This is a genomic window from Paenibacillus albicereus (assembly GCF_012676905.1).
GTDB classification, from domain to species: Bacteria; Bacillota; Bacilli; order Paenibacillales; family Paenibacillaceae; genus Paenibacillus_O; species Paenibacillus_O albicereus.
Window position 1 is genome coordinate 1,884,506 of the sequence record NZ_CP051428.1, and the last position, 25,696, is coordinate 1,910,201.

General features: G+C 65.3%; 19 protein-coding genes. 12 read left to right on the top strand and 7 right to left on the bottom strand.

The features are described from left to right. The first annotated feature begins 92 nt into the window (after positions 1-92). The 8 genes from HGI30_RS08110 to HGI30_RS08145 all read left to right on the top strand — a co-directional run bounded on the left by HGI30_RS08110 (position 93) and on the right by HGI30_RS08145 (position 11,031). Positions 93-1,862, top strand: a complete 1,770-nt coding sequence (locus tag HGI30_RS08110) for a type 2 periplasmic-binding domain-containing protein (RefSeq protein WP_168907163.1) — start codon at positions 93-95, stop codon at positions 1,860-1,862. Positions 1,863-1,887: 25 nt separating this feature from the next. Next, positions 1,888-2,787 carry an ABC transporter permease gene (locus HGI30_RS08115; protein ID WP_168907164.1) on the top strand — a complete coding sequence of 300 codons (900 nt, stop codon included), beginning with the start codon at positions 1,888-1,890 and terminating at the stop codon, positions 2,785-2,787. 19 nt (positions 2,788-2,806) lie between these two features. Further along, positions 2,807-3,679 carry a carbohydrate ABC transporter permease gene (locus tag HGI30_RS08120; RefSeq protein ID WP_168907165.1) on the top strand — a complete coding sequence of 291 codons (873 nt, stop codon included), beginning with the start codon at positions 2,807-2,809 and terminating at the stop codon, positions 3,677-3,679. Between the two features lie 10 nt (positions 3,680-3,689). Then, on the top strand, positions 3,690-5,393 hold the full coding sequence (locus tag HGI30_RS08125; protein ID WP_168907166.1) for an amylo-alpha-1,6-glucosidase: 1,704 nt from the start codon (positions 3,690-3,692) through the stop codon (positions 5,391-5,393). A gap of 323 nt (positions 5,394-5,716) precedes the next feature. Continuing rightward, positions 5,717-7,009 carry a glycosyl hydrolase family 28 protein gene (locus HGI30_RS08130; protein WP_168907167.1) on the top strand — a complete coding sequence of 431 codons (1,293 nt, stop codon included), beginning with the start codon at positions 5,717-5,719 and terminating at the stop codon, positions 7,007-7,009. 5 nt (positions 7,010-7,014) lie between these two features. Further along, the gene (locus HGI30_RS08135) at positions 7,015-7,788 is read left to right on the top strand and encodes a ChbG/HpnK family deacetylase (protein WP_168907168.1); all 774 of its coding nucleotides are present in this window, start codon (positions 7,015-7,017) and stop codon (positions 7,786-7,788) included. A 179-nt stretch (positions 7,789-7,967) separates the two neighbouring features. After that, positions 7,968-10,607: a PA14 domain-containing protein gene (locus HGI30_RS08140; protein WP_168907169.1), complete on the top strand. Its 2,640-nt coding sequence runs from the start codon at positions 7,968-7,970 to the stop codon at positions 10,605-10,607. 241 nt (positions 10,608-10,848) lie between these two features. Further along, on the top strand, positions 10,849-11,031 hold the full coding sequence (locus tag HGI30_RS08145) for a hypothetical protein (protein WP_168907170.1): 183 nt from the start codon (positions 10,849-10,851) through the stop codon (positions 11,029-11,031). Between the two features lie 73 nt (positions 11,032-11,104). Here HGI30_RS08145 and HGI30_RS08150 read toward each other — a convergent pair whose 3' ends face one another. Next, positions 11,105-12,142: a protein kinase domain-containing protein gene (locus tag HGI30_RS08150; RefSeq protein WP_168907171.1), complete on the bottom strand. Its 1,038-nt coding sequence runs from the start codon at positions 12,140-12,142 to the stop codon at positions 11,105-11,107. A gap of 109 nt (positions 12,143-12,251) precedes the next feature. On the opposite strand from HGI30_RS08150, the gene HGI30_RS08155 reads away from it, so the two are divergent. After that, on the top strand, positions 12,252-13,382 hold the full coding sequence (locus HGI30_RS08155) for a serine hydrolase domain-containing protein (protein WP_168907172.1): 1,131 nt from the start codon (positions 12,252-12,254) through the stop codon (positions 13,380-13,382). 306 nt (positions 13,383-13,688) lie between these two features. Then, the gene (locus HGI30_RS08160) at positions 13,689-14,588 is read left to right on the top strand and encodes an AraC family transcriptional regulator (RefSeq protein ID WP_168907173.1); all 900 of its coding nucleotides are present in this window, start codon (positions 13,689-13,691) and stop codon (positions 14,586-14,588) included. A 146-nt stretch (positions 14,589-14,734) separates the two neighbouring features. Here HGI30_RS08160 and HGI30_RS08165 read toward each other — a convergent pair whose 3' ends face one another. The 5 genes from HGI30_RS08165 to HGI30_RS08185 all read right to left on the bottom strand — a co-directional run bounded on the left by HGI30_RS08165 (position 14,735) and on the right by HGI30_RS08185 (position 20,847). Further along, positions 14,735-16,126, bottom strand: a complete 1,392-nt coding sequence (locus HGI30_RS08165) for an aldehyde dehydrogenase (RefSeq protein ID WP_168907174.1) — start codon at positions 16,124-16,126, stop codon at positions 14,735-14,737. After that, complete coding sequence (locus HGI30_RS08170) at positions 16,123-16,509, bottom strand: ArsR/SmtB family transcription factor (protein WP_168907175.1); 387 nt, start codon at positions 16,507-16,509, stop codon at positions 16,123-16,125. Before HGI30_RS08170 ends, HGI30_RS08165 begins: the two co-directional genes overlap by 4 nt. A 1,245-nt stretch (positions 16,510-17,754) precedes the next feature. Further along, positions 17,755-18,774, bottom strand: coding sequence for a FecCD family ABC transporter permease (locus tag HGI30_RS08175; RefSeq protein WP_168907176.1), 1,020 nt, complete (start codon positions 18,772-18,774; stop codon positions 17,755-17,757). After that, complete coding sequence (locus tag HGI30_RS08180; protein ID WP_168907177.1) at positions 18,771-19,787, bottom strand: FecCD family ABC transporter permease; 1,017 nt, start codon at positions 19,785-19,787, stop codon at positions 18,771-18,773. The genes HGI30_RS08175 and HGI30_RS08180 overlap by 4 nt, the downstream gene beginning before the upstream one ends. A 103-nt stretch (positions 19,788-19,890) precedes the next feature. Next, positions 19,891-20,847: an iron-hydroxamate ABC transporter substrate-binding protein gene (locus tag HGI30_RS08185; RefSeq protein ID WP_168907178.1), complete on the bottom strand. Its 957-nt coding sequence runs from the start codon at positions 20,845-20,847 to the stop codon at positions 19,891-19,893. 206 nt (positions 20,848-21,053) lie between these two features. On the opposite strand from HGI30_RS08185, the gene HGI30_RS08190 reads away from it, so the two are divergent. Beyond that, a complete protein-coding gene (locus tag HGI30_RS08190; RefSeq protein WP_235680364.1) occupies positions 21,054-22,127 on the top strand; it encodes an NAD(P)/FAD-dependent oxidoreductase in 1,074 nt (357 codons plus the stop codon). A gap of 203 nt (positions 22,128-22,330) precedes the next feature. Then, positions 22,331-24,127, top strand: a complete 1,797-nt coding sequence (locus tag HGI30_RS08195) for a methyl-accepting chemotaxis protein (RefSeq protein ID WP_168907179.1) — start codon at positions 22,331-22,333, stop codon at positions 24,125-24,127. 172 nt (positions 24,128-24,299) lie between these two features. Here the strand turns inward: HGI30_RS08195 and fabV are convergent, their stop codons facing one another. Continuing rightward, positions 24,300-25,487 (bottom strand): enoyl-ACP reductase FabV, encoded by a 1,188-nt coding sequence (fabV, locus tag HGI30_RS08200; protein WP_168907180.1) that lies wholly within the window; start codon positions 25,485-25,487, stop codon positions 24,300-24,302. Positions 25,488-25,696: the final 209 nt, after the last annotated feature.

The following is a 25,696-nucleotide window of genomic DNA, read 5'->3' on the forward strand; positions in this document are numbered from 1 at the left end:
AGCGCCCGTTTCCCTCTCCGTCCCCCTCGCGGATCGGAGGTATGCTGAATCCATCAAGTCCATCACCCGCACCCAAGAAAAGAGGATGAGCCATGAAGACGAAACAAGCCGCAGCCGCCGCGTTCCTATGCGCGCTGGTCCTTGCATCCGCTTGCAGCAACGGCAACGGAAACGGCGGCAACGCCCCGGCGCCGGGCACGAACGCGGCTGCCGGCAACGGCGGAGCCGCCGAAGCCGCTCCGGACGGTCCGATGTCGCCTTATGCCGAGACGGTGTCGTACACGACGGTGAAAGGAACGACGCAGAACCCGAACTTCCCGAACGGCGATACGTACGAGAAGAACATCTGGCAGGACTACGTCGAGAAGAAGCTGAACGTGAAGGGCAAGATCAGCTGGTCCGCCCCGACCGACGGCGAGCAGTACTCCAAGAAGCTGTCCGTCGACATCGCGAGCAACCAGCTCCCCGACATCTTCATGATCGACGGCTCGACGGCGACGCCGATGCTCAAGCAGCTCGTCGAAGGCGACATGATCGAGGATCTGTCCGAGGTGTTCGACAAGTACGCGAGCGACACGGTCAAGGAGCATTATGCGGTCGACGACAACACGGCGCTGAACGGCGCGAAGTTCGACGGCAAGCTGATGGCGATCCCGGGCGTGCCGGAGCAGGCGCAGCCGATGCTCGTCTGGCTTCGCCAGGACTGGCTGGAGAAGCTCAAGCTGCCGGAGCCGAAGACGCTGGACGACGTGCGTACGATCTCCAAGGCGTTCACGACGCAGGATCCCGACGGCAACGGCAAGAACGACACGCTCGGCCTCGTCGCGCAGAGCAACCCGGACTTCTACAGCAACAGCTTCAACCTGCATACGCTCGATACCGTGTTCTGGACGAGCAAGGCGTTCCCCAAAACCTGGATCAAGGGCGATGACGGCACCGTCAAGTGGGGCGGCATCCAGCCGGAGGTCAAGACGGCGCTCGGCATCATCCGCGACATGTACAAGGAAGGCAGCCTGGACTCCGACTTCGGCCTGAAGGACGGCGGCAAGACGACCGAGGACGTGAGCTCCGGCAAGGCCGGCATGGTGTTCGAGGCCTGGTACGCGCCGTTCTATCCGCTCGGCAACACGCTCCGCAACAACCCGAACGCGGAGTGGAAGCCGTATGCGATCCTGGACAGCGAGGGCAAGCTGCAAGTCGCGTCCAACCCGACTCCGGTCAGCTACATCGTCGTCCGCAAAGGCTACGAGAATCCGGAGCTGGCGATGAAGCTCATCAACCTGTCGACGGAAATCCTGGAGCGCAAGGACCCCGAGATTCAGGCGCTGTACGAGCAGTACAAGGAGATTAAGCTGTCGACGCTTCTGCATCCGACGTACATCGACTTCGGCATCGCCGATCCGGAAGTGCTCGGCAAGCGCTACATCAAGTACAAGGATCTCGTCGAGGGCAAGGCGGACGAGAGCATCCTCGGACCGGACGACACGGACGGCTGGGTGTCGCTGAAGCAGGAGATGGAGACGCCGTTCGCCTCCGTGCGCGACAAGCTCTCCTCCATGAGCGACGAGGACAAGAACGCCGCGTTCAACAACCACATCTCGTGGGTAGCCTGGATGGACGCGCTCAAGCTCAGCTCGACGGACAACCTGAACTACGTCACGAACGTGTTCAACGGCAGCACGAAGACGATGGACCGCAAATGGGAAAGCCTGCTGACGATGCAGAAGCAGGCGTACCTCAAGATCATCACCGGCAACGAGCCGCTCGATTCCTTCGACCGCTTCGTCGAGGACTGGAACAAGCAGGGCGGAGACCAGGTCACCCAGGAAGTCCAGGAAGAAGTCCAGAAAAACAACGGGTAGATCCAGTCAGGAGCAGAGAGAAACCATGCGAAAATCCTTCTGGAAGACGACCACGTTCCATTACCTGCTGATGCTGCTGCCTGCGGTCGCGCTCGCGCTCGTGTTCAGCATCGCGCCCTTGACGGGCATCATCATGGCGTTCCAGGACTTCAATCCCGGCAAGGGCATGTTCCGGTCCGAGTTCATCGGCCTCGACAACTTCCGGGACCTGCTCGTCGATCCGCAGATCTATCAGATCATCAAGAACACCGTCTACATCTCGCTGATGAAGATGGCCGCCGGCATCATCGTGCCGATCGTCTTCGCCCTGCTGCTCAACGAGCTGCGCGTGCGCTTCTTCAAGCGGACGGTGCAGACGATCGTCTATCTGCCCCACTTCCTGTCGTGGGTTATCATCGCCGGCATCATCAAGGACATGTTCGCCAAGGACGGCGTCATCAACATGATGCTCGGCTCCATCGGCATCGAGGCGGTGAGCTTCCTCGGCAGCAACTTCTGGTTCCGGCCGCTGCTGGTGACGACGGACGTTTGGAAGGAATTCGGCTTCGCCGCGGTCGTCTACCTCGCCGCGCTGACGAGCATCAGCCCGAGCCTCTACGAGGCGGCGGACATGGACGGCGCCACGCGCCTGCAGAAGCTGCGCCACGTGACGATTCCCGGCATCACGACGACGATCGTGCTGCTCGGCACGCTCAGCCTGCAGAACGTGCTCAACGCCGGCTTCGACCAGGTGTTCAACCTGTACAACGACCTCGTGTTCGCGAGCGGCGACATCATCGACACCTATGTGTACCGCGTCGGCTTCCAGCAGATCAACTTCGAGATCGGCACCGCCGTCGGCCTGTTCAAGTCGGTCATCAGCATGTTCCTGATCGTCGGCGCCTACAAGCTCGCCGACCGCTTCGCCGGCTACCGGATCTTCTAGAAAGGAGGAACGACCTCTCATGATGAAACGCCATACCTGGGCCGATACGGTCATCATCCTTATTCTCGCGCTCGTCGCGCTCACTTCCCTGGCGCCGCTCCTGCATACGCTCTCGCTGTCGGTGAGCGACCAGTCCAAGGCGAACGCGGGCATGATTACCGTCTATCCGCAGGGCTTCAACCTGGATTCCTACAAGCAGATCTTCAAGGACCACCAGTTCCTCCAATCGTTCTGGGTGTCGGTGAAGCGGGTGTTCCTCACCGCCGTGCTCAGCTTCCTCGTGACGCTGCTGGCGGCCTATCCGCTGTCCCGCACGACGCGGCAGTTCCGCCTGCGGAACATGTTCATGTGGCTGTTCATCGTCGTGCTCGTGTTCAACGGCGGCCTCGTCCCGTTCTACATGGTCGTCAAGGGCATCGGCCTGTACAACTCGATGTGGGCGCTCGTGCTGCCGATGCTGCTGAACGTGTTCAACGTCATCCTCGTCATCAACTTCTTCCGCGGCCTGCCCAAGGAGCTCGACGAATCGGCGGCGCTGGACGGCGCCGGTCCGTGGCGCATCCTGTTCACGATCTACCTGCCGCTGTCGCTGCCCGTCATGGCGACGATCACGCTGTTCATCATCGTCAATACGTGGAACGACTACATGATGGGGCTGCTGTTCGCCCGCGACCAGCATCTGATCCCGCTGCAGACGTACCTACAGAGCCTGTTCATCCAGATCGACCCGACGCGCATGTCCTCGGACCAGATGATCGAGCTGAGCAAGGTGTCCAACCAGACGCTCAACGCCTCCAAGATCATGGTCTCGCTGCTGCCGATCGTGGCCATCTATCCGTTCCTGCAGCGCTACTTCATCACGGGCATCACGCTCGGATCGGTCAAGGAATAGGAGGATGGCGATGAAGCTCGATCTGACCCTGACGCCGTTCAGCTATCCCGGCTCCTCCTACGCCATCCGCTGGATGGGCGAATCTCCGGACGAGCCGGAGGGCCTGTATCTGTGCACCGCACGCAAGGTCGGCTGGCGCAGCCGCATCGCCAAGCTCGACCTGCTGCAGGACGGCGAGGTCCGTCCGCTCAGCGCGGCCGACGCGGAGCCGGCGGTGCTGGAATTCCGCAGCGGCGAGACAGCCGGCCAGGCCTGCTTCGGCAGTCCGACCCAGCTCGTCCTTCGAGCGGAGGGCGCCGGCCTGCGCCTGACCTTCGTCAAGCCCTCGCATCTGCTGGAGCGGGAGCGGGGAGCGGCGGAGATCAACTGCAGCGCCCAGTACGAGATCGCCGGCGTGCTTCCTCTGGAAGGCTCGCTGGAACGGCACGCGGAATGGGACGGCGACAACGCGGTCTGGGGCTATGTGGACTGCCTGCCCGACCCGGAGACCGGAGCGGCGGAAGCGGTGCTGGAGCTCGTCTACGGCGCCTCGGTCTGGCAGCCTGCGGCCGATCCGGTCCGATTCGCGGCCGCGCTCGCGGAGGCCGAGCAGGCCTACGCGGCCTGGCGCGCTCCGTTCGGCGAAGCCGCGCGCCCGGCCGACCGGGACGCGTATGACCTCGCGGCCTACCTGCACTGGTCGTCGGTCGTCCAGCCGTCGGGCTATCTGACGCGCGGCACCGTGTACAGCTCGATGACCGGCATGGCCGGCATCTGGAGCTGGGACCACTGCTTCCACGCGATGGCGCTCATTCACGGCGACCCCGATCTGGCTTGGGACCAGCTCATGCTGATGTTCGATCGGCAGGACCGGTACGGAGCGCTCCCGGACTGCATGACGGAGACGTACGTGCACTGGGGGTCGACCAAGCCGCCGATCCATGGCTTCGCCCTCGGCTGGCTGATGGACCGCGCCCCGGAGCAGATCACCGACGAGCGGCTGACGGAAGCCTACGCCCCGCTCGCCGCCTGGACGGACTGGTGGATGACGTACCGCGACCGCAACGGTAACGGCATCCCGGAATACCACAACGGCAACGACTGCGGCTGGGACAACAGCACGATCTTCCAAAGCGGCGTGCCGCTCGAGAGCCCGGATCTGAGCGCGTACCTCGTGCTGCAGATGGAGACGCTGGCGCGGGTCGCCGAGCGGCTGTCCATGCCGGAGCAGGCGCGGGACTGGGCGGAGCGCGCCGAGGAGCTGCTGCGGCTAATGGTGGAGCGGTTCCGCAGCGGCGATCGGCTGCGTCCGATCCGGCTGGAGGGAGAGGCGAGGATCGCCTCCTCCAGCCTGCTGGAGTTCATCCCGCTGCTGCTCGGCCGCCGCCTGCCGGAGGATGTGGCCTCGGCGATGATCCAGGAGCTGCGGGACCCGCGGTTCTGGACGGAATACGGCTGGGCGAGCGAGGCGCTGGACAGTCCGCTGTATGTCGAGGACGGCTACTGGCGGGGCCCGGTGTGGGCGCCTCCCGCGTTCCTGCTCGTCCATGCGCTGCATGAGCTGGGGGAGAAGGCGTTCGCGCGCGAGGCGGCGGTCCGCTTCCTCGACACCGTGTCGGCCGCCGGCATGGCCGAGAACTTCAGCTCCCGCACGGGAGCGTCGCAGCGCGACCCGGCGATCGTATGGACCGCCTCGGCGTTCATGCTGCTGCAGGCGTACGTGCGGGTCGATTAAGCCGATGCAAGGCAAGCAAGACGATGCAAGGCGAGACGATGCAAGGCGAGGGGACGGAAGGGAGCGAGAGCTCCTCTTTTCGTCCCTATTTTGCTTGTAAAGACTCCGATTCAAAAGAGCAACCGTCGGCAAGAGTGCGATCGCGGTCCGACCGGCGGAAGGAGTCCGCTCACGCCGCCGCGTCCCCTGAGGCGCGGCGGCATCTGCTTGCGCAACCGGGACGGATGCCGAATTTGCCCGGTACGCCTGCCTATCTTCTATCTCTCCGGACCGGCCGCGAGGGCTAAGCTTACGCTAGCCATCTTGAAGGAGGAACCAAACCTATGACATCGCCCGCTTCCGCGCCCGCCCTGCCCCTCGCGGCAGGCCTATCCCTGACGGTGAACGGACGGCCCGCCGACGTGCTCGCCACGAACGTCGCCTACTTCGTGTCCGCGGCCGTCGCCGGACCGTCCGACATCGTCCTCGAAAGCGCGTCTCCGCTCGGGGACGTCGAAATCAGTCCGATCCGCAAAGGCATCCAGCCGTCCGTCGAGGGAGGACGCCTGGCGTTCCGCATCGAGGGACCGGAGTTGCTCCATCTCCAGCTGTCCGGCCTGCCGCTGCCGCTGTTCTTCTTCGGCAACCCGGGAACGCCGTACGACGGCAAGGCGACCTATGCCTTTGCCGGAGGCGGCGTCCACGACGCCGGCGAGATCACGCTGCGCAGCGGAGAGTCGCTGTACATCGAAGCCGGCACGATCGTGCGCGGCAGCGTCCGCGCCGACGAGGCGGACGGCATCCGGATCTATGGCGAGGGCATCCTGGACGGCTCGTACTTCGCCGGCGTGCGCGACTACCGCATGATCCTGCTGTACCGCTGCACGAACGTCGAGATCCGCGACATCGCGATGGTCCATCCGCCGTGCTGGATGATGATGCTGGCGGACTGCGAGGACGTGCGCGTCGACCGCGTCAAGCAGATCGGCGAGGTCGTCAGCTCCGACGGCATCGACATCGTCGGCAGCCGGAACGTCACCGTGGAGAACTGCTTCCTGCGCAACAACGACGACTGCGTCGTCGTCAAGGCGTTCGACTGGCCGGACGAGCAGGCGGGCCGCACGCTGCTGGCCGCCCGAGATGTCTACGGCATCCGCGTGCGCGCCTGCACGTTCGTGAACGGTCCGTCCGGCAACGCCTTCGAGATCGGCCACGAGCTGACCGTCGCCGAGGTGCGGGACATCGTGTTCGAGGACATCGACATCGTCACCGTTCACGGCTACGGCGCGGCGCTCAGCATCCATGTCGGCGACCGCGCGGCCGTGCGCGACGTCGTGTTCCGCGATATCCGCATCCAGCATTACTACGACAAGCTGGTCGACTTCCGCGTTATGAAGTCGATGTACAACCAGGACGCCGAGCGCGGCACAATTCAGGACATCCTGCTGCAGGACATCCAGGTGCGCGTCTCCCCGTACAATCCGGGCTACTCCACCTCGCTCATCGGAGGCTACGACGCCGAGCACCGGGTCGAGCGGATCACGTTCGACAACTTCACGCTGAACCGCGTGCGCGTCCTCAGCGCGGACCAGCTCGACCTGTTCACCAAGCAGGCCGCCGACATCGTCTTCCGATGATCGCCGTGCTGACGCAAGGAGACGACGCCGGCTGCAGCCGCTCCGCCAACGCGGCGATCGCCGACGCCGCCGACCGCGGGCTGCTGCGCAACGTGTCCGTGATGGCCGTCGGTCCGGCGCTGGACGACGCGGCCGCGATGCTGGCGTCAAGGCCCGAGCTGTGCGCCGGGCTGCACGGCACGATCCATGCCGAGTGGGACCGGGTCAAGTGGCAGCCGGCCGCTTCGCGCAGCCGCATCTCCTCGTTGCTGGGGGACGACGGGGAGTTCTACGCGTCTCCGGCGGAGATGAAGAGCGGCGGCTTCGATCCGCTGGACGTGCTGACCGAGCTGCAGGCCCAGCTGGAGCGGCTCCGCGCGGCCGGCATCCAGCCGGATTACTTCGACACGCACATGCGGTTCGAATGGACGGACGCCAGGCTGGGGCCGTTGCTGCGGGCATGGTGCGCGAGCGAGGGTCTCCGCTACTATCGGGATGCCGCGCAAGATTGGCCGGAGCCGCAGGCAGAGGACGAGGCGGCCGATCAGACGCCGGCCGAGCGCGCGCTGCTGGCGCTGCCGCGCCTTCGTCCCGGAGGCGCCTACGTGCTGCTCGGCCACCCGGATCTCGGCGGGGAGGAGCTGCGCCGCTTCGGCAGCGCCGGCTATCCGGCGGAGGCCGTGGCAAGGGACCGGCGGCTCGAGCATGAGCTGTTCCTCGACGCTCGGCTCGCCGCAGCGCTGCGGGAGCGGGACATCCGCGTCCTGCGTTACTCCGATCTGCCGCTTGGCGGCAGCTAAGCGTTTGGAGCAGCGGGGGCGTTCGACAGCATCAGGGGGGACGATCGGGCGCTGGCCCGGACGGCCTCCCTACTGTTTTCTCCCTGCGCCGCCCGTTTGTCTATCCCGGTCCGAGCATGGAACGCGATAGAATGAAAGCGCACCCAATGGTGCGGAACGAATCGAACGGAGGCGAATTGATGAGAACGATGGCAAGGTGGAAGGGCGCGGCTGCGGCAGTGCTGGCGGCGGTGCTGCTGGTGCCGGTTGGCGGAGGCGTCAGTCAAGCGGCGGCGAGCGACATCTCGAGCTCGTACGCATGGCAGACGCTGAAGACCGGAGCGGGAGGCTTCGTGACCGGCATCGACGTGCACAAGGACGGCGGCGTCGTCTACGCCCGGACCGACGTCGGCGGCGGCTATCGGCTGAACGACGCCAAGACCGCCTGGATTCAGGTGGTGACGGCGGCCAGCATGCCGGACGAGTCCCCGGGCGCGATGAAAGGCGTGATCTCGCTCGTCTCGGCGCCGAACGACAGCAATCAGGCCTACATGGCATACAACGGCAGCGTCTACCGCAGCTGGAACAAGGGCGCCGAATGGACTAAGACGAACCTGAGCGGCATCGTCGGCGACGCCAACGGCGACGGCCGCACGACCGGCGAGCGGCTCGCCGTCGATCCGGCCAACAACAACGTCGTCTATTACGGAACGTCCGGCAGCGGCCTGCGCAAGACGCGCGACGGCGGCTCCACGTGGAGCTCCGACACGAGCGTTCCGTCCAGCGGCGAAACGGTGCAGGGCGTGACGAGCGTCGTCTTCGACGCCGGCAGCGGCACGGTCGGCTCCGGCAGCAGCCTGCGCACGAAGACGGTGTACGCGGCCATCTACAACCGCGGCGTGTTCCGCAGCGACAACGGCGGGGACAGCTTCTACAAGATCACCGGCAGCGGGCTGGGCGACTCGGGCTCGTTCAGCAGCCTGAAGTTCCAGTCGGGCACGCTGTACGTCGTGGCGTCGGGCCTGTGGAAATACAACGGCTCCTGGACGAACATCTCGCCTTCGCCGGATACGGCGAGCGTCGCGGTATCGCCGAGCAATCCGTCGCTGCTGATCGCCATCCAGCACGGCGGCAACATCTACCGCTCCACGACCGGCGGCAGCCAGTGGACGCAGCTCAGCCGCGACCGCACGGCGTCCGACGTGCCTTGGCTCGCCTGGACGGACGAGAGCTGGATGAGCGTCGGCAACCTCGTGTTCGATCCGGTCGCGCCGAACCGGCTCTGGTTCGCCGAGGGCATCGGCGTCTGGACGACGACGGACATCCAGGACAGCAACGTCACGTGGACATCGCTGAACGCCGGCATCGAGGAGATGGTCTCCAACGACGTCGTCGCGCCTCCGGGCGGCAAGCCGGTGACGGCCTTCTGGGACCGTCCGCTGTTCTACCATGCCAACCTGGACGCCTACCCGGCCACGCATCAGCCGTCTGCGCGCTTCAGCTCGGCGTGGGATCTCGACTATTCGGCGAACAACCCGAATTTCCTCGTCGCGACGATCTCCGACCACCGCTTCTGCTGCGAGAGCGACGGACAAGCCTACTCCAGCGGCTACTCGACCGATGGCGGCCAGTCGTGGACGCCGTTCGCCAGCCAGCCGGCGGACATGCGCTTCGGCAACATCGCCGTGGCGGCCAGCGACACGCAGAACATCGTGTATCTGCCGACGAGCAACCGCACGCCGTTCTACACCAACAACCGCGGAGCGAGCTGGACGCCGATCATCCTGCCCGGCACGGAAAGCTCCTATGACAGCGACGGCAAGTACAACGGCGGCTCCCACTTCGCCTATTACCTCAACCGCCACGTGCTGGCGGCCGATACGGTGAACGACCGTACCTTCTACCTGTATCATGCGGACAGAGGTTTCTATCGGAGCACCGACGGCGGCCAATCCTGGACGCTCGTCAACACGACCATGCCGAAAGGATGGACGGTCGGCTGGTTCAACGCGAGCCTGAAATCCGTGCCAGGCAAGGCCGGCCATCTGTTCCTCACGTTCGGCAGCCTGGACGAGTCGACCTACTCGCTCTATCGCTCCACGGACGGAGGCGCGAGCTGGAGCGAGATCAGCGCGGTCAAGGACGCGACGGCGATCGGACTCGGCAAGGCGGCCCCGGGCAGCAGCTATCCGACGCTGTACGTCAGCGGCTACGTCGGCGGCGACTACGGCATCTGGCGCTCCACGAACGAAGGCGCGGACTGGCAGAAGGCCGGCACGTATCCGCTCGGCATCTATGACCATGTGTCCGCCATCGACGGCGACAAGGACGTGTTCGGCAAGGTCTATGTCGGCTTCAAGGGCAACAGCTTCGTCTACGGCACCTCCGATGCAGGCGGCAGCGGAGGAGGCGGCAGCGGCACGGGCACGGGACTGGCCGGCACCTACTGGAACGGCCTCAACTTCGAGCAATGGGTGAAGAACGTGACGGAGAACATCGACTTCGACTGGGGCAGCGGCTCCCCTTCGGGAGCGAACGCCGACAACTTCATGGCCCGGTGGACGGGCAAGATCGAGCCGAAGTACAGTGAGACGTATACGTTCTACACGTATGCCGACGACGGCATCCGCGTCTGGGTGAACGGCCAGCTGGTCATCGACAACTGGGTCGACCAGCCGCCGACGGAGAAGAGCGGCACGATCACCCTGCAGGCCGGCGTCAAGGCCGACATCCGCGTCGACTACTATGAAAAGACGGGCTCCGCGATCGCCAAGCTGAGCTGGTCGAGCGCGTCCCAGGCCAAGGAAATCGTGCCGGCCTCGCGCCTGTACGTCTCGTAATAAGGAAGGGCTGATGAAGCGATCCTGTGCCGGTCCGGCGCAGGATCGCCTGGCTGTACCCGGTCGTATAGAGGGCGACGGCGATCTGGGCGCATGGGGACGGCATCAAGCCGGACGGCAGCTTGTGAAGCCCGGACATGATCTCGGTCAACGACTACCCTACGGCGCGAATCGGGCGCGACGGGTTGAAACCAAGCCGGCTTTTCGCCGTACTACGGGGAAAAGCAAGGAGGGATGATTCATGATCCGACGTCTGCTGGAACGGCTGCTCGGTTCCTCGCATCACCGCAAGCCTTACGGCTACAAGCGCCACAGCTCAAGCAGCGGCCGCCGGGGCTACAGCCACAAGCGCTACAGCTCCTCGGACCGCAAGTACGGCCGCGGCCACGGCTACTACAAGGGCCGCAAGCACAGCTCGAGCTAACTCGTTCGCAACACGCCAAGCCGGCCCGGAGCTCCATGAAGATGGAGCTCCGGGCCGGCTTTTATTTTATGCGCTACCTGTGGCGATCGTCCCGCACTTGGACCGCTCTGCGGGCTGCGAGCATCCGATCGAGCTCCGTCAGCAGCTCCGGCACGCCGCCGAGCGGCGGTCCTTTGGAGCCGAGCAGGCGGCGCAGCAGGCGCCTCGTGTCGAAGGCCGGCTCGAGCTCGTCTTCCCAGCCGCGATCGGGAGCGCCCGGCTCGGGCACATAGCTCGAATAGAGCAGGAACAGCAGCAGATGCCCGAGATCAAGCAGGTCGGAGGCCGGCTCGGCCGGCGCGTTGCGGCGGTCGTCCTCCGAAGCGGGAGCCGCCGCGAGCGGAGGCTCGCCGATGCGGCGGGCGAGGCCGAAGTCGATCAGGGAGAGGCGTTCGCCGCTGGCGAATCCGACTTGCGCTGCGCTCGTATGCGCCTCGAATTCGCCGCTGGCGAATCCGACTTGCGCTGCGCTCGTATGCGCCTCGAATTCGCCGCTGGCGAATCCGACTTGCGCTGCGCTCGTATGCGCCTCGGAATCGCCGCTGGCGAATCCGACTTGCGCTGCGCTTGTATGCGCCTCGAATTCGCCGTTGAACATTACATTCGGGATGCGCACGTCGAGATGCACGCAGCCTCGGTCATGGACATGCCCGACGATGTCGGCCAGGCTGCGGACGAGGCGGAGCGCCTCGGTCTCGGTGAACGTGCGGCCGTGCTCGAAAAGGAGATCCTCCAGCGTCTCGCCCGGTGCGAGCTCGCTCGCCAGGTAAAGCTGTCCGCGCTCTTCCAGCAGCGAGAGCGCCCTCGGAATGGCCGGATGGTCCAGCCGCTCCAGCATGGCGGCCTCCCGGCGAAGCAGCTCGCGGGCAGCCTCGCCTTTGCTCGGCTTGGCCTGCTTGAGCGCGGCCGGCCTGCCGCTGAGCAAGTCCGTGGCGCGATAGGTCAGGCCGTAGCTGCCGATGCCGAGCGGCTCGTCGAGCCGATAGCGTCCGCCGACGACCGCGCCGCTGCGCAGGGGCCGGTCGGTCCAGGCGGCGAGCAGCCGTTTTGCATGCAAGATCAGTCTGTTCATCGTTCCTCCCGGCTAGCTGGAATGCGGTTTATACGGTTCACGGCGGCAAAGGGTTCAGCTGTCGACGATGATCCGGTACAATGGAGGCAAAGCGAAGGAGGAATGGAAAATGACGGACAAGCACGATGCCGCCGTCCTGGAGCGGCTGCTGGAGCCGCTGCATGCGGCGGTGGAGCGGAAATGGACGCCGGGCGGGGCGGCAGCGGTGCACATTCGCGGCAGAAGGTGGATCGGCGCGATCGGGTCGACTTCCTCCGAGCCGGAGGCGGCGCGCCCCGTCGAGCCGGATACGGTCTACGACTGCGCTTCGCTGACCAAAGTCGCCGCGACGCTGCCGCTGGTCCTGCGGCTCGCGGCAGAGGGATGCCTGCAGCTGGACGAACCGGCAAGCCGGCTGCTGCCGGAGCTGGCGGCCGGACCTGCGCGCGCCGCGACGGTCCGCCAGCTGCTCGCCCATACGTCCGGCCTGCCGTCCGGCGAGAACCTGCACTCGCCGCCGGTTCCGCTGGCGGAGGCGCTCCGCCGGATCGCGGCGCGCGAGCTGCGCTCGGAGCCGGGGGCTTCGGCCGCCTACAGCGACCTCGGCTTCCTGCTGCTCGGCGAGCTGGCGTCCCGGGCGGCCGGCCTGCCGCTGGACCAGGCGGTCCGGCAGCTTGTGTGGGAACCGCTCGGGATGCGCCGCACGTCCTATGGCCTGCGCGAGGCGGAGCGGGCCGCCTGCGCTCCGACCGAGCGCGACGCGGCCAGCGGCCGCTGCTGGCATGGCATCGTCCACGACGAGAACGCCCGCGCGCTCGGAGGCGTCGCCGGCCATGCGGGCATGTTTTCGACGGCAGGCGATCTGCTGCGCTATGCGGCGATGTGGCTGGACGAGCCGGCTGCCGGCTCCGGCGCCTCCAGCAAAGCGGCGGAGAGCGTCGCTGCCGGAGCGGAGGCGCTGCCGGAGCGCATCCGCCGGGAGGCGGCCCGGCTGCAGACCTCCGGGCAGGACGGGGAACGGCGCGGCCTCGGGTGGGTGCTGCGCGGCGACAAGGCCGACTGCTTCGGCTCGCTGGCGAGCGGCAGCGCGTTCGGCCATACGGGCTTCACCGGGACGAGCGTCCTGATCGACCCGGAGCGCGGCCTCGCTGCCGTGCTGCTGACGAACCGCGTCCATTTCGGGCGGGGCGTCGACCTTGCCCCGCTGCGCCGCGAGTTCCATGACGCCGCCTGCCGGCTCGCCGAGGGGCTGACGGGCTGACCGGCTGAGCGGGGAGCCCGCCTGCGCCGCCCCCGGCTCGACTGCCGGGACCGGGAGTGGCCGATGCCGAGCCGCCCCCGGCTCGACTGCCGGGACCGGGAGTGGCCGATGCCGAGCCGCCCCCGGCTCGACTGCCTAGATAGGGAGTAGCCGATGCCGAGCCGCCCCCGGCTCGGATCGGCCGGAATAGGGAAGGTCCGGCGACGGCCCTTCCGGGCCTCGGATCCGACTTTTTCGGAACCGTGCCGGTCGGTCGGCTTCGTCCCGCGGACGTTATCCTAAAGGCAGGAAAGGAGGTCCGAAGGCATGCTGGAAGCATGGAACCTCGCGCTCGACGATCTGGAGGAGCGGCTGCGCGCCGGCGAAGAGGTCGATCTGGCGCGGACGGCGCGGATCGCGCTCTGCTCGGAGCATCACTTCAAGCGCATGTTCTCCTACTTGTCGGGAGTCCCGCTTGCGGAATACATCCGCCGCAGGCGGCTGACGCTGGCCGGCGAGGAGCTGCTGGAGCGGGACGTGAAGGTCATCGACGTCGCCCTCAAGTACGGCTATACGTCGCCGGATGCGTTCGCCCGCGCCTTCCAAGCGCAGCACGGAGCGACGCCGAGCGGGGCGCGAGCGGCCGGCATTCAGCTGAAGGCATACCCGAGGATGACCTTTCACTTGAGCTTGAGAGGCGGCATGGAGATGAAGGTGCGGATCGTAGAACGAGGAGCGTTTCGGATCGTCGGCCTCGGCCGGCGGGTGCCGATTCAATTCGACGGGGTCAATCCCGCGATCCAATCGATGTGGGAGAGCCTGACCCCGGCCGGCATGGCCGAGCTGAAGGCTCTGGCGGACGGCGAGCCGACCGGACTCGTCAGCGCCTCGACGAATTTTTCCGAGGAGCGCATGGAGGAGAAAGGCGAGCTGGACCATCATATCGGAGCGGCCACGACAAGGCCGGCTCCGGCGGGCTGGGACGCCCTGGAGGTCGCTGCATCGACATGGGCGGTATTCGAGGCGGTCGGGGCGTTCCCGGTCGCGCTGCAAAACGTCTGGGGACGAATCTATGCGGAGTGGTTCCCGTCCTCCGGCTACGAGCTTGTCCCGGGGCCGGAGCTGCTCTGGAACGAGTCCGCGGACACGTCCAAGCCGGACTTCCGCAGCGAGATCTGGATTCCGGTGCGGCGGAGCGCGGGAGCGGAGGGAGGAACGGCTTCTTAACCGAAAGACGCAATCGGCGCGTCGCCTGGACCGTCCACAAGGGACGCCTGGATTGCCCTTGCCGGCCGCCGAGACCGTCCATGCTCAAAAAAAAGACCGGAGCGCGGGCTCCGGTCTTTTTGTCTTTTCGTTTGGAATTCCTGCGTCTAGCCGAGGAATTTTTTAATCATTTTCATCTTGTCGGGCGTATACGGCGGGAATGTCAGGCTGCTCGCGAGCCGGAAGCCGCGGCGGACGACGCTCTTGCGGTGGGAGAACAGCTCGAAGCTGTGCCGCCCGTGATACGCGCCGATGCCGGAAGGGCCGACGCCGCCGAAGGGCAGCTCGGGATTGATGAGATGCATCATCGTATCGTTCACGGTGCCGCCTCCGAACGAGCAGCGCGCGATGACCTTTTCCACGGCTTCGTCGCTCTTCGTGAACAAATATAGCGCCAACGGCTTCGGCTTGCTGTTCACGAGGCGGATCGCCTCGTCGACGCTGTCGATGCCGATGACCGGCAGCACCGGGCCGAACAGCTCCTCCTCCATCGCCGCCGATCGGTGGAAGTCCGCGTTCAGCACGGTCGGCTCGATGTACAGCGTTCCGCGGTCCGTCTTGCCGCCAAAGACAATGCTCTCGCGATCGCGTTCCAGAATATCGGCCAGGCGGTCGAACTGGCGCTCGTTCACGATCCGGCCGAATTCGGCCTGGGACGGATCGTCGCCGTAGAAGTCGCGGACCGACTCGCACAGATGGCGGACCAGCTCCTCCTTGACGTCCTTTTCGACGAGGATGTAATCCGGAGCGACGCAGGTCTGGCCGGCGTTCATGAGCTTGCCCCACATGATGCGGCGGGCGGTAATCTTCAAGTCCGCGGTTCGGTCGATGATGACCGGACTCTTGCCGCCCAGCTCCAGCGTGACCGGCACGAGGTTCTTGGCCGCGGCTGCCATGACGATCCGTCCGACCGGCACGCTGCCGGTGAAGAAGATGTAGTCGAACGGCGACTCGATCAGCGCTGTCGTCGTCTCGCGCTCGCCTTCGACGACCCGGACGAAGCCCGTCTCGAACGTAGCCTCGATCATGTCGCGGATGACGGCGGAGACATGGGGCGTGTTCTCGGACGGCTTGAGCACGGCGCAGTTGCCGGCGGAGATGGCGCCGACGAGCGGCTCGACGAGCAGCTGGATCGGATAGTTGAACGGTCCGATGATGAGCGCGGTGCCGTACGGCTCGCGGTAGATGCGGCTGCGGGCGGGAAGCTGGAACAGCTTGCTGCCGGTCCGCTCCGGCTTCGCCCAGCGGCGCAGCTTCTTCGCGGTTTCCTTGATGCTGCCGAGCGTGAAGCCGATCTCGCTCATGTAGGCTTCGGCGGGGCCTTTGTGCAGGTCCTTGAACACGGCGTCGGTCAGCGGCTGCTCGTACTTGCGGAGCGCGGCGGCGAGACGGTTCAGCTGCTCGATGCGCCAGTCGATGGAGCGGGTCGCCCCGGTATCGAAAAAGCGCTTGTGCTCGGCGAGCATCGACTCGACATCGGCATGGGTAACGGGCTTCATGATGGTTCCTCCTTGTCGGATGGGGTGTCGGTTGAATGGACCTGTCGGGGGGACGGAATGGATGCGCCGCCGGCAGGGGGAGCCAGGCATTCCCGCTCGACGGTCTCGAGCAGCTCGCGCAGCAGGGCGGCCGGCTCTTCGAGCTGCAGCGAGTAGATGCGCTGCGTGCCCTGCTGCTCGCAGGCGAGCAGGCCGGCTTGCAGCAGCAGCTTGAGGTGATGCGACACGGCGGGCCGGCTCAGGCTGAGCCGCGCGGTCAGATCGCTTACGGACAGCGGGCCGTTCTCGTGGAGATGAAGCAGGATGTCCTGCCGATGCGGATCGGACAGCGTCTGGAACACCGGCAGGCACTGCCGGAACAGCTGGATGGCGAGCTTGCCCATGGGATAGCCTCCTTGAAGCGGGAATCGTCGGGCATCTATGTTCATGCGTTTAAACATTTCGACCTTCTTATTATAGCGGATGGCTCGTCGAGTTGCCACTGGCCGCCATAGCGCCGGCTAAATCGCTCGAACAGGCCGTGGACCGACGAGTTGCTCGGAAAAACCGAGCAACTCGGCACGAGCAGGAGGCCGAACGGGGGAGTTGCGCGGAAAAACCGAGCAGCTCGGCATAAGCAGGAGGCCGAACGGGGAGTTGCGCGGAAAAAGCGAGCAACTCGGCTCGAGCAGGATGCTGAACGGGGGAGCTGCGCGGAAAAACCGAGCAACTCGGCATGAGCAGGCGGTCGAACGGGGGAATTGCGCGGAAAAACCGAGCAATTCGGCATGACCAGGAGGCCGAACGGGAGAGCTGCGCGGAAAAACCGAGCAACTCGATACGAGCAGGAGGCCGAAAGAGGGAGTTGCGCGGAAAAAGCGAGCAACTCGGCATGAGCAGATGGTTGAATGGGGAGTTGCGCGGAAAAACCGAGCAATTCGGCATGAGCAGGCGGCCGAACGGGGGAGTAGCGCGGAAAAACCGAGCAATTCGGCACGAGCAGGAGGCCGAAAGAGGGAGTTGCGCGGAAAAACCGAGCAATTCGGCATGAGCAGGAGGCCGAACGGGAGAGCTGCGCGGAAAAACCGAGCAACTCGGCACGAGCAGGAGGCCGAATGGGGCAGTTACGCGGAAAAACCGAGTAACTCGGCATGAGCAGGAGTCCGAACGGGGAGTTGCGCGGAAAAAACGAGCAACTCGGCACGAGCAGGCGGTTGAACGGGAGAGTTGCGCGGAAAACAGAACGTAGTCGGCGCAGCTGAAGTGGTGAGGTGACTTATGCGCGGCTTCACCGCAGGAAGGATGTTATTGCCGAAAGAGAGCGGCCTATGCAGGCCGCTCTCTTTCGAAGGATGGAGAAGTGATGGTGAGGAAGCAGGGAGCGGAGGGGATGGAAACCTCTTGAAGAAGCGGCAGCGGTTCCCTTGAAGCCCGGATTCCTTCCGTTTCGGAAAGAGAGATCAGAGGAATCTGGGCTTCAGCGGAATCGGAAAGAGGTTCCATCCCTGGAGCGGCGTCAACGTACAACCGACCAGAGGTTCCGTCACTGGAGCGGCGTCGCGTACAGCCGACCAGAGGGTTCCATCCCCGGAGCGGCGTCAGTGTACAGCCGACTGGAGGTTCCTCCCTGAGAGAATTCAGTTCCGTCGTTAAGATGCCGTCCGCCGAAGCAGCAGGTAGACGAAGTACGGAGCGCCGATGAATGCGGCGACGACGCCGGCAGGCACGCCGCTCGGGTCCGCCAGGTTGCGGCCGATCGTATCGGCGGCGAGCAGCAGCCAGCCTCCGATCAGCATCGCGATCGGCAGCGACAGCTGGTTGCGAGGTCCGACGAGCGCTTTGGCGATATGCGGCGCCATGAGGCCGATGAAGCTGATGCCTCCCGTCACCGATACGGAAGATGCGGCGAGAGCGACCGCGGCGACGAGCAGCCAGATGCGCTCCTTCTGCACCGGCAGGCCGATGCCGACGGCGACCGGCTCGCTCAGCTCGAGCAGGTTGAGCTGGTTCGCTTTGTACAGCGTGAACGGAATGAGCAGCAGCAGCCACGGGAGCAGCGCCCAGATGAACACCCAGTCGGTGCCCCAGATGCTGCCGGACTGCCACTTGGCGATGAAGTCGACCTTCTCGCGGTCGGCGACCGAGGAGATGATGACGGTCATGATGCCGGATACCGACAGCGAGAAGCCGACGCCGATGAGCACGAGCCGGACCGGATTCAAGCCCTCTCCTTTGCGATAGGAGAACAGGTAGATGAAGACTGCGGTCAGCATCGCGCTCGCGAACGCGACGAGCGTGAGCAGGTAGACGAAGCTGCCCGGCTCGATCGGCGCGTACAGGAAAAAGACCGCGACGCCGAGTCCGGCGCCGGTGTTGATGCCGATGATGCCGGGATCGGCGAGGTCGTTGCGCGTCACCCGCTGCAGGATCGCTCCCGAAAGGGCGAGGCCGACGCCGGCGAGAAAGGTAATGAAGATGCGCGGCAGGCGGATGGAGAACAGCACGAACTCCTCCTTGCGCGAGCCGTCCCCGAACAGGACGGGAAACACCCGCTTGATGCCGAGCGACGAATAGCCCCAGCTGGCGCTGACGAGCATCGTGGCCGCGACGAGCAGCAGCAGGACGATGAGCGCGATGCGCTGCCGGCGGCGCGCGAGCGATTCGATCATCGGAACGCGCCTCCTTTGCGGTTGACGATCCAGAGGAAGAACGGCAGGCCGAGCATGGCGACGATCGCCGTGAGCGACGTCTCGTACGGCGAGTTGACCGTGCGCGCGAACGTATCGGCCAGCAGCAGCAGCGCGGCTCCGCCGATCGCCGACACCGGCAGCACGAAGCGGTAGTCGGGGCCGACGAACGCGCGCGCGACATGCGGCACGAGCAGGCCGACGAACGCCATGTTGCCGACGAGCGCGACGGCGGCTCCGGTCAGCAGCACGACGACGACGAACAGCAGCGTCTTGGCCAGCGCGGTATTCTGGCCGAGGCCGGCCGACACCTCCTCGCTCATGCTGAGCACGGTGAGCTGGCGGGACAGCAGCAGCGCGGCGACGATGCCGGCGCCGATGAACGGCGTCACCAGGGCCAGCTGCGTCCAGGTCGTGCCGATGACGCCGCCGGCGTTCCACAGGTTGACCTGCTGCGTGATCTTGAAGTGCAGGCTGACCGCCTCGGAGGCGGCGAGCAGCAGCGCGGAGATCGCAGCTCCGGCGAGCACGATGCGCAGCGGCGAGAAGCGGTTGCTGCGGGAAGCGCTGATGCCGAAGACGAGCAGGGCCGCGATCGTCGAGCCGATGAAGCAGCCGATCATGATGCCGATGTAGCCGACGCCGGGAAACAAGGCGATCGTCAGCGCGAGCATCAGATTCGCGCCGGCCGTCAGCCCGAGCAGGCCGGGGTCGGCCAGCGGATTGCGCGTCATGCCCTGCATGGCGGCGCCGGCTACGGCGAGCGCGGAGCCGACCGCCATGGCGGCCAGCTCGCGCGGCAGGCGCAGCTCGCGGATGGTGAGGACGGCCTTTTCCGTGGAGGAGGTGAAGAGAGCGTTCCACACATCCTGGACTGTCGTGTCGGCCGCCCCGAAGGTGAGCGCGAAGAAGAAGCAGAAGGCGAGAGCGGCAAGCGAAGCCGCAAGCTTCCAGCCGAAGTAGGCTCCTCTTCGACGGGGGAGTGGGTGCTGCATGGAGGACCTCCTTGATCGATCGTCCGGCGTTCAGCGCCGGTCGGACAAGAACAGCGAAAGGAACTCTTGGCCCATGGCAAGAGTTCCGGGCGGATCAGCCTCGTCAGCTGCCGAGGAAATGGGACTTGAAGAAGTCGAGCTGATAGTCGAGCGTGATCGGATCATTGAAGTAGAATTCCTTGGCATTCGCCTCGAACACCTGGCCGTTCTTCACCGCCGGGATGTTCTTGTACGATTCCGTCTGCTGGAACGCGTTCTCCTGGTCGAGGTACTTGCTGACGATCATATAATCGCCGGCATATTCCGGAAGCACCTCTGCGGAAAGGGCGTAGTAGCCGTCCTTCAACGCCATTTCCTTTACCTTCTCCGGCATGTTCAGCTTCATCGCCTGGTACAGGATCTCCGTGCCGCGGCCCCAGTTGTCGCCGAACACGTACAGCTGCTTGTCGTAGCTCTCGATGACGGATACCGTCTTGTCGCCGATCTTCGCGCGGATCTGCTCGCCTGCCTCGGCGGCGCGAGCCTGGAAGTCGTCGATCCAGGCCTGAGCCTCCTTCTCCTTGTTCAGCAGCTTGCCGATCTCGAGCTGCTGGGTGAGGTAGTCGACCTTGCCGTACGTGTAGGTCACGGTTGGGGCGATTTCCTTGAGCTTGTCGAGGTTCTTGGTCGTGGACAGGCCGATGATGAGGTCGGGATCGAGCTCGATGATCTTCTCGACGTTCTCTTCGCTGATCTCTTCGACGCCGGCCAGATGGTCCTGGTAGCGCGGATTCATCTTGGACCAGCTGTCGACGCCGACGAGCGGCACGCCGAGCGCCATGACGTTGCCCGCATACGAGGCGACGACCACGACCCGCTGCGGATTCGCCGGCACTTTGATCGGACCGTTCTCGGATTCGTATGTAATCGTTCCTTCGGCCGCTGCGGAGGAGCGGTTCGCGTCCGCGGCAGCAGGCTCCGCGCCGGCGGCGTTCCCGCCGCCGCTGGAGGGACTCTTCTGGCCGCATGCGGTCAGGACGAGCAGGATCGACAGGATGAGCGGCAAATAAAGCTTTTTCAATGAAGACCTCTCCCTAAATAAGTGATAATGATTATCAATGACGTTCTTCACTATAGAACCGCCGGTGAAATCTGTCAACCACGAATTGGGATGTCGCGCCCGGACGCATGTCCCGTCAGCGGACGTTTCTCGGCGGACGTTGCCAAGGAAGTCAAAAGGCGTTAAAGTAAATGAGAATGATAATCAATGGAGCGGGGGCAACCGGATTGAGCGAATATCGCGAAGATGGGGCAAACGAAGAGCTGTTCGACGTCACGATTATCGGCGGAGGCCCGGCCGGGCTTTATTCCGCCTTCTATAGCGGGCTTAGAGGACTCAAGACGAAGATCGTGGAATATCAGCCGAGGCTGGGCGGCAAGATCCATATCTATCCGGAGAAGATCATCTGGGACGTCGGCGGGCTTGCGCCCGTGCCGGGAGCCCAGCTGATCGAGCAGCTCGTGCAGCAGGGGCTGACGTTCGATCCGGAGGTCGTGCTCGGCGAGAAGATCGAGCGCATCACGAGGAACGAAGAAGGCCTCTTCCTGCTCGAAGGCTCCTCGGGACGGATCCACCGCTCGCGTACGGTCATCGCGGCCGTCGGCGGCGGCATCCTCAATCCGCAGCGCCTGCAGATCGAAGGAGCCGACCGGTTCGAGGTGACGAACCTCCATTATACGGTCAAATCGCTCAAGACGTTCAAGGACAAGGTCGTGCTCGTCTCCGGCGGAGGCAACTCGGCGGTGGACTGGGCCAACGAGCTGACAGCCGTCGCCCGCCAGGTGTACGTCGTGCACCGCAAGGAGTCGCTGACCGGGCACGAGGCCAAGGTCGCCCAGCTGCTCGCCAGCTCGGCGAAATGCTTGTTCCAGACGTCGATTACCCGCCTGCTCGCGGAGCCGGGAGCGGACCGCATCGGCAAGGTCGAGCTGACCCATCTCGCATCGGGCGAAATCGCGGAGGTCGAGATCGAGGAGGTCGTCATCAACCACGGCTACGAGCGCGACAGCTCGCTGCTCGACAACAGCCCGCTGGAGCTCAGGCGGGTCGACGACTTCTACATCGCCGGCAACGGCGCTGGCGAGTCCTCGGTGCCGGGTCTTTACGCGGCGGGGGACATCCTCATGCAGGAAGGCAAGCTCCATCTGATCGCGGGCACGTTCCAGGACGCGGCCAACGCCGTCAACCGGGCCAAGATGCACCTGAATCCCGAGGCGGACAGCTACGCCATGGTCTCCTCGCACAACGACGTGTTCAGCAGCCGCAACAAAGAAATCGTCAAGCAGCTCCTCGGAAGCTGATCGCTCCTCCCGCTTTCGCCAAGGCCGTCCGCATCTTCAAGCGGACGGCCGTTTTCGTTTTGCCCGCTTCTTCGTTAAGCGATAAAGGCTTCCTGCCCGTCCCTGCTTTTAACGTTCCGTTGACGAATCGCGCGGCTGGTTTTAACCCGCTTTGCGTAGACTTGAGCCACTCGAGAGCAAGCAGGACTTCAGAGGGGGAAGGCATGATGAGCTTATTCAGGATAAGCGGCTGGAGGGACATGCGGGCGAGGCTGATCGCCAGCTTCGCGATCGTCTCGCTGCTGCTGGTCGGCCTGGCGCTGTATCAGTTCGAGCGGATCGACGAGGTCCGCAGCTCGATGACGGAGCAGAAGCGAGAGATGGACAAGCGGCTGTCGAGCGCCAAGATCAGCCAGTTCCTGCAGGAGCTGGATCGGCTGGAGGGCGAGCTGAAGCGGGAGAACGACGCCGAGCGCGCCGAGCCGTTCCGCACGATCCACCAAGCGATGGAGGCGGAGCTGAGCAGGCTGGATTTTGCCGGCAGCACCGCTGCCCAGGAGGATCTGTTGGCGCTGCGGGAGAAATCGGCCCACTATGCCGGCGAGGTGGAGAAGATGGCCGCGCTGCTGCTGGACGAGAATGCCGATCCGCTGGAGCTGCTGGAGCAGATGGATGCGCTCCATTCCCGGACCGCCGCGGAAAATCAGACGATGCTCGACATCAGCGGACGCTTGAGCGCGGCGGCCGACCGCAATGCGGCTGCCGCGCAGGCACGTTCGTTCGAGCGGCTGCAGGATACGCTCACGATGACGGGCGCCGCCGCGCTCGCGGTCATCGCGCTCACCGCCATGGTGGCGTTCCTGCTCGTCCGCTCGTTCGGCGGCAGCGTCGGACGGCTGGAGCATGCGGTCGGACGGCTGGCCGAGGGCGATCTGCGGGAGCGGATCGGGTCCGGACGGACGGACGAGCTCGGGCGGCTGAGCCGTCAGTTCGACGTGATGGTCGACCGGGTGCACGCGATGCTGCAGCGCAGCCGCGGCGTAGCCGCCTCGCTCGAGCGCCAGTCCGGCGCATTCCGGGAGTCCGCTCGCGTGACGGCCGGGGCGAACGAGGAGATCGTGCGGTCGATCCGGGACATTGCCGCCGGGGCGGAGATGCAAAGCGGACTGTCCGAGGAGACGAGGAGGCTGATGGACGGGCTCGGCGCGGATATGGAAGCGATCGCCGGCCTGGCCGACGGGATGCTGAAGCTGCGCGGCACGGCCGTGAGCGATACGCGAAGCGGGCAACAGACCGTCGCGCGGCTGCAGGAGACGTCGGTGCAGACGGAGGAGGGAATCGCCCGCATGTTCGAGGAGCTGGAGCGGCTGGACGGCTTCTCGCGGCAGATTTCCGGCATTACCAAGTCGATGATCGACCTGTCGTCGCAGACGCATGTGCTGGCGCTCAACGCATCCATCGAAGCGGCTCAAGCGGGCGCATACGGCAAAGGCTTCGCCGTCATCGCCGAGGAGGTGCGGAGGCTGTCAAGCCAGACGAAGGATTCGACCGCCGTCATCGGAGGGCTGATCGGCCGCCTGCAGCAGGGCATGGAGCAGTTCCGCGCCTCGATGGAAGGCAGCCGCAGCCTCCTGCGGGAGCAGCAGGAGCAAGTCGCGGCGACGCTCGGCAGCTTCGAGGCGATCGGCGGATCGATGACCCGCATCAGCGCCAGCATCGGCGAGGTGCATGCTCAGGTCGACCGCACGCGCGAGGCATGCGGCGGTCTCCGGCAGCTCGCCGCCCAGGTGTCCGGCATCGCCGAGAGCGCGGCCGCGGCGGCGCAGCAGGTGCTCGCGTCCGGGACGCTGCAGGACGAGGAGATCCGCCGGATGGCCCTCCAGGCGGCGGATGTGCACGAGCTGTCGGAGCGGCTCGCGGCAGACATCCGATTGTTCCTGCTGCGCGAGGAGGAGAGCCGAGAGGAAGCGGAAGGCGGCGGACGGGCGCAGCCGGACGGAGACGGCGAAGCGGCGGCATGACCGCTGCCGAGTCCGAAAGCCGATCAGGCACGCGGTCCTGGACGCGGACGCGCATCCGCCTGCGGCTTCGGCGGCCGATTCATCCGCCGATCCCAAGCCTTGCGTCATCATCAGCAAGCAGCCCGCCCCGGATTCCTGGGCGGGCTGCTTGCTCGATGCGCATGTGAGCCGCTTAGCGGGCGGAAGGAATCTCCACGACCGGATCGGCGTCCTGCTCATAGTCGACGCCGTCCGTCTCGAAGCCGAACAGCTGGAAGAATTCCTTGCGGTAGCCTTCGAGATCGGTCAGCTCCCCGATGTTGGCGCTGTCGACTTCGGCCCAGATGCGCGCGACCTCGTCCTGCACGTCGCCGCGCAGCTCCCAATCGTCGATGCGGATGCGTCCCTTCTCGTCGAGCGGGGTGCCGCCATCCGCATAGAGCAGCTCGAACAGGCGCGCCGTCTGCTGGATCGTACTTTCGTGCAGGCCTTTGTCCTTCATGACCTTGTAAAGCGCCGACACGTACAGCGGCACGACCGGGATCGCCGAGCTGGATTGGGTGACGAGCGCCTTGCTCACGCTGACGTAGGCGCGGCCGCCGAGCGGCGCGAGCTGCTGCTGGAGCTCGAGCGCGGTCGCCTCGAGGTCGTCCTTGGCCTTGCCGATCGTGCCTTCCCGATAGATCGCCTGCGTGATCGAGGACCCGATATAGGAGTAGGCGATCGTAACCGCGCCTTCGGCCAGCACGCCGGCCTGCTGCAGGCGGGAGATCCAGCGCTGCCAGTCGGCGCCGCCCATGACGGCGACCGTCTGCTCGATGTCTCCGTCCTCCGCGGGCTCGATCGTGACCTCGCTCACTTCGCCGGTATGGAAGTTGACGGTCTTGTTCGTATAAGCATCGCCGATCGGCTTGAGCGTGGAGGTGTACGTCTCGCCGGTATCGGGATCGGTGCGGCGAGGAGCGGCTACGCTGTAGACGACGAGGTCGACTTGTCCGAGCTCCTCTCGGATCGTCTCGATGACCTTGTCCTTGGTCTCGTCGGCGAAGGCGTCGCCCGTCACGCTGATGGACGTCAGGCCGGCTTCGGCGGCCAGCTGCTCGAAGGCGGCGGAATTGTACCAGCCGGGCGAGGCGGTGCGCTTGTCCGTCGCGGCGGACGGACGGAATACGCCGACGGTCGCCGCTCCTGCGCCGAAGGCGAGGGCGATGCGGGCGGACAGGCCGTAGCCGGTCGAGGCGCCGAGCACGAGCGCGCGCTTGGGCCCTTCCCATTTGGGCTGCTGCTGTATGTAGTCGATCTGCTCCTGAACCTGGCGCGCGCAGCCTTTCGGATGGGCGGTCGTGCAGATGAAGCCGCGTGTTCTCGGTTTGATAATCATGAATCAGGCATCCTTTCTCCTAGCGGCGGGATCAAATGGATCGAAAAGCCGATGAAGCTGCGTTCCGACTTTCATTGTAAGGGATTCGCGAGAAAAGGGAAACCGTGCGGAATCGCCTGATGGAGAAGCGGGGCGCAGGGCAAGCTACCGGATGCGGCGCCGCGGCCCTGCGGGGACTGCGGGTTCAAGCCGGGGGAAGGAGGCGGAAG

Excerpts from the sequence above, each read along its gene's own strand:
- HGI30_RS08150 (WP_168907171.1), bottom strand. The coding sequence starts at position 12,142 with ATGAACAGACTGATCTTGCATGCAAAACGGCTGCTCGCCGCCTGGACC.
- HGI30_RS08115 (WP_168907164.1), top strand. The coding sequence starts at position 1,888 with ATGCGAAAATCCTTCTGGAAGACGACCACGTTCCATTACCTGCTGATG.
- HGI30_RS08170 (WP_168907175.1), bottom strand. The coding sequence starts at position 16,509 with ATGGGCAAGCTCGCCATCCAGCTGTTCCGGCAGTGCCTGCCGGTGTTC.
- HGI30_RS08180 (WP_168907177.1), bottom strand. The coding sequence starts at position 19,787 with ATGCAGCACCCACTCCCCCGTCGAAGAGGAGCCTACTTCGGCTGGAAG.
- HGI30_RS08110 (WP_168907163.1), top strand. The coding sequence starts at position 93 with ATGAAGACGAAACAAGCCGCAGCCGCCGCGTTCCTATGCGCGCTGGTC.
- HGI30_RS08145 (WP_168907170.1), top strand. The coding sequence starts at position 10,849 with ATGATCCGACGTCTGCTGGAACGGCTGCTCGGTTCCTCGCATCACCGC.
- HGI30_RS08165 (WP_168907174.1), bottom strand. The coding sequence starts at position 16,126 with ATGAAGCCCGTTACCCATGCCGATGTCGAGTCGATGCTCGCCGAGCAC.
- HGI30_RS08195 (WP_168907179.1), top strand. The coding sequence starts at position 22,331 with ATGATGAGCTTATTCAGGATAAGCGGCTGGAGGGACATGCGGGCGAGG.
- HGI30_RS08120 (WP_168907165.1), top strand. The coding sequence starts at position 2,807 with ATGATGAAACGCCATACCTGGGCCGATACGGTCATCATCCTTATTCTC.
- HGI30_RS08155 (WP_168907172.1), top strand. The coding sequence starts at position 12,252 with ATGACGGACAAGCACGATGCCGCCGTCCTGGAGCGGCTGCTGGAGCCG.
- HGI30_RS08140 (WP_168907169.1), top strand. The coding sequence starts at position 7,968 with ATGAGAACGATGGCAAGGTGGAAGGGCGCGGCTGCGGCAGTGCTGGCG.
- HGI30_RS08130 (WP_168907167.1), top strand. The coding sequence starts at position 5,717 with ATGACATCGCCCGCTTCCGCGCCCGCCCTGCCCCTCGCGGCAGGCCTA.
- fabV (WP_168907180.1), bottom strand. The coding sequence starts at position 25,487 with ATGATTATCAAACCGAGAACACGCGGCTTCATCTGCACGACCGCCCAT.
- HGI30_RS08160 (WP_168907173.1), top strand. The coding sequence starts at position 13,689 with ATGCTGGAAGCATGGAACCTCGCGCTCGACGATCTGGAGGAGCGGCTG.
- HGI30_RS08175 (WP_168907176.1), bottom strand. The coding sequence starts at position 18,774 with ATGATCGAATCGCTCGCGCGCCGCCGGCAGCGCATCGCGCTCATCGTC.
- HGI30_RS08125 (WP_168907166.1), top strand. The coding sequence starts at position 3,690 with ATGAAGCTCGATCTGACCCTGACGCCGTTCAGCTATCCCGGCTCCTCC.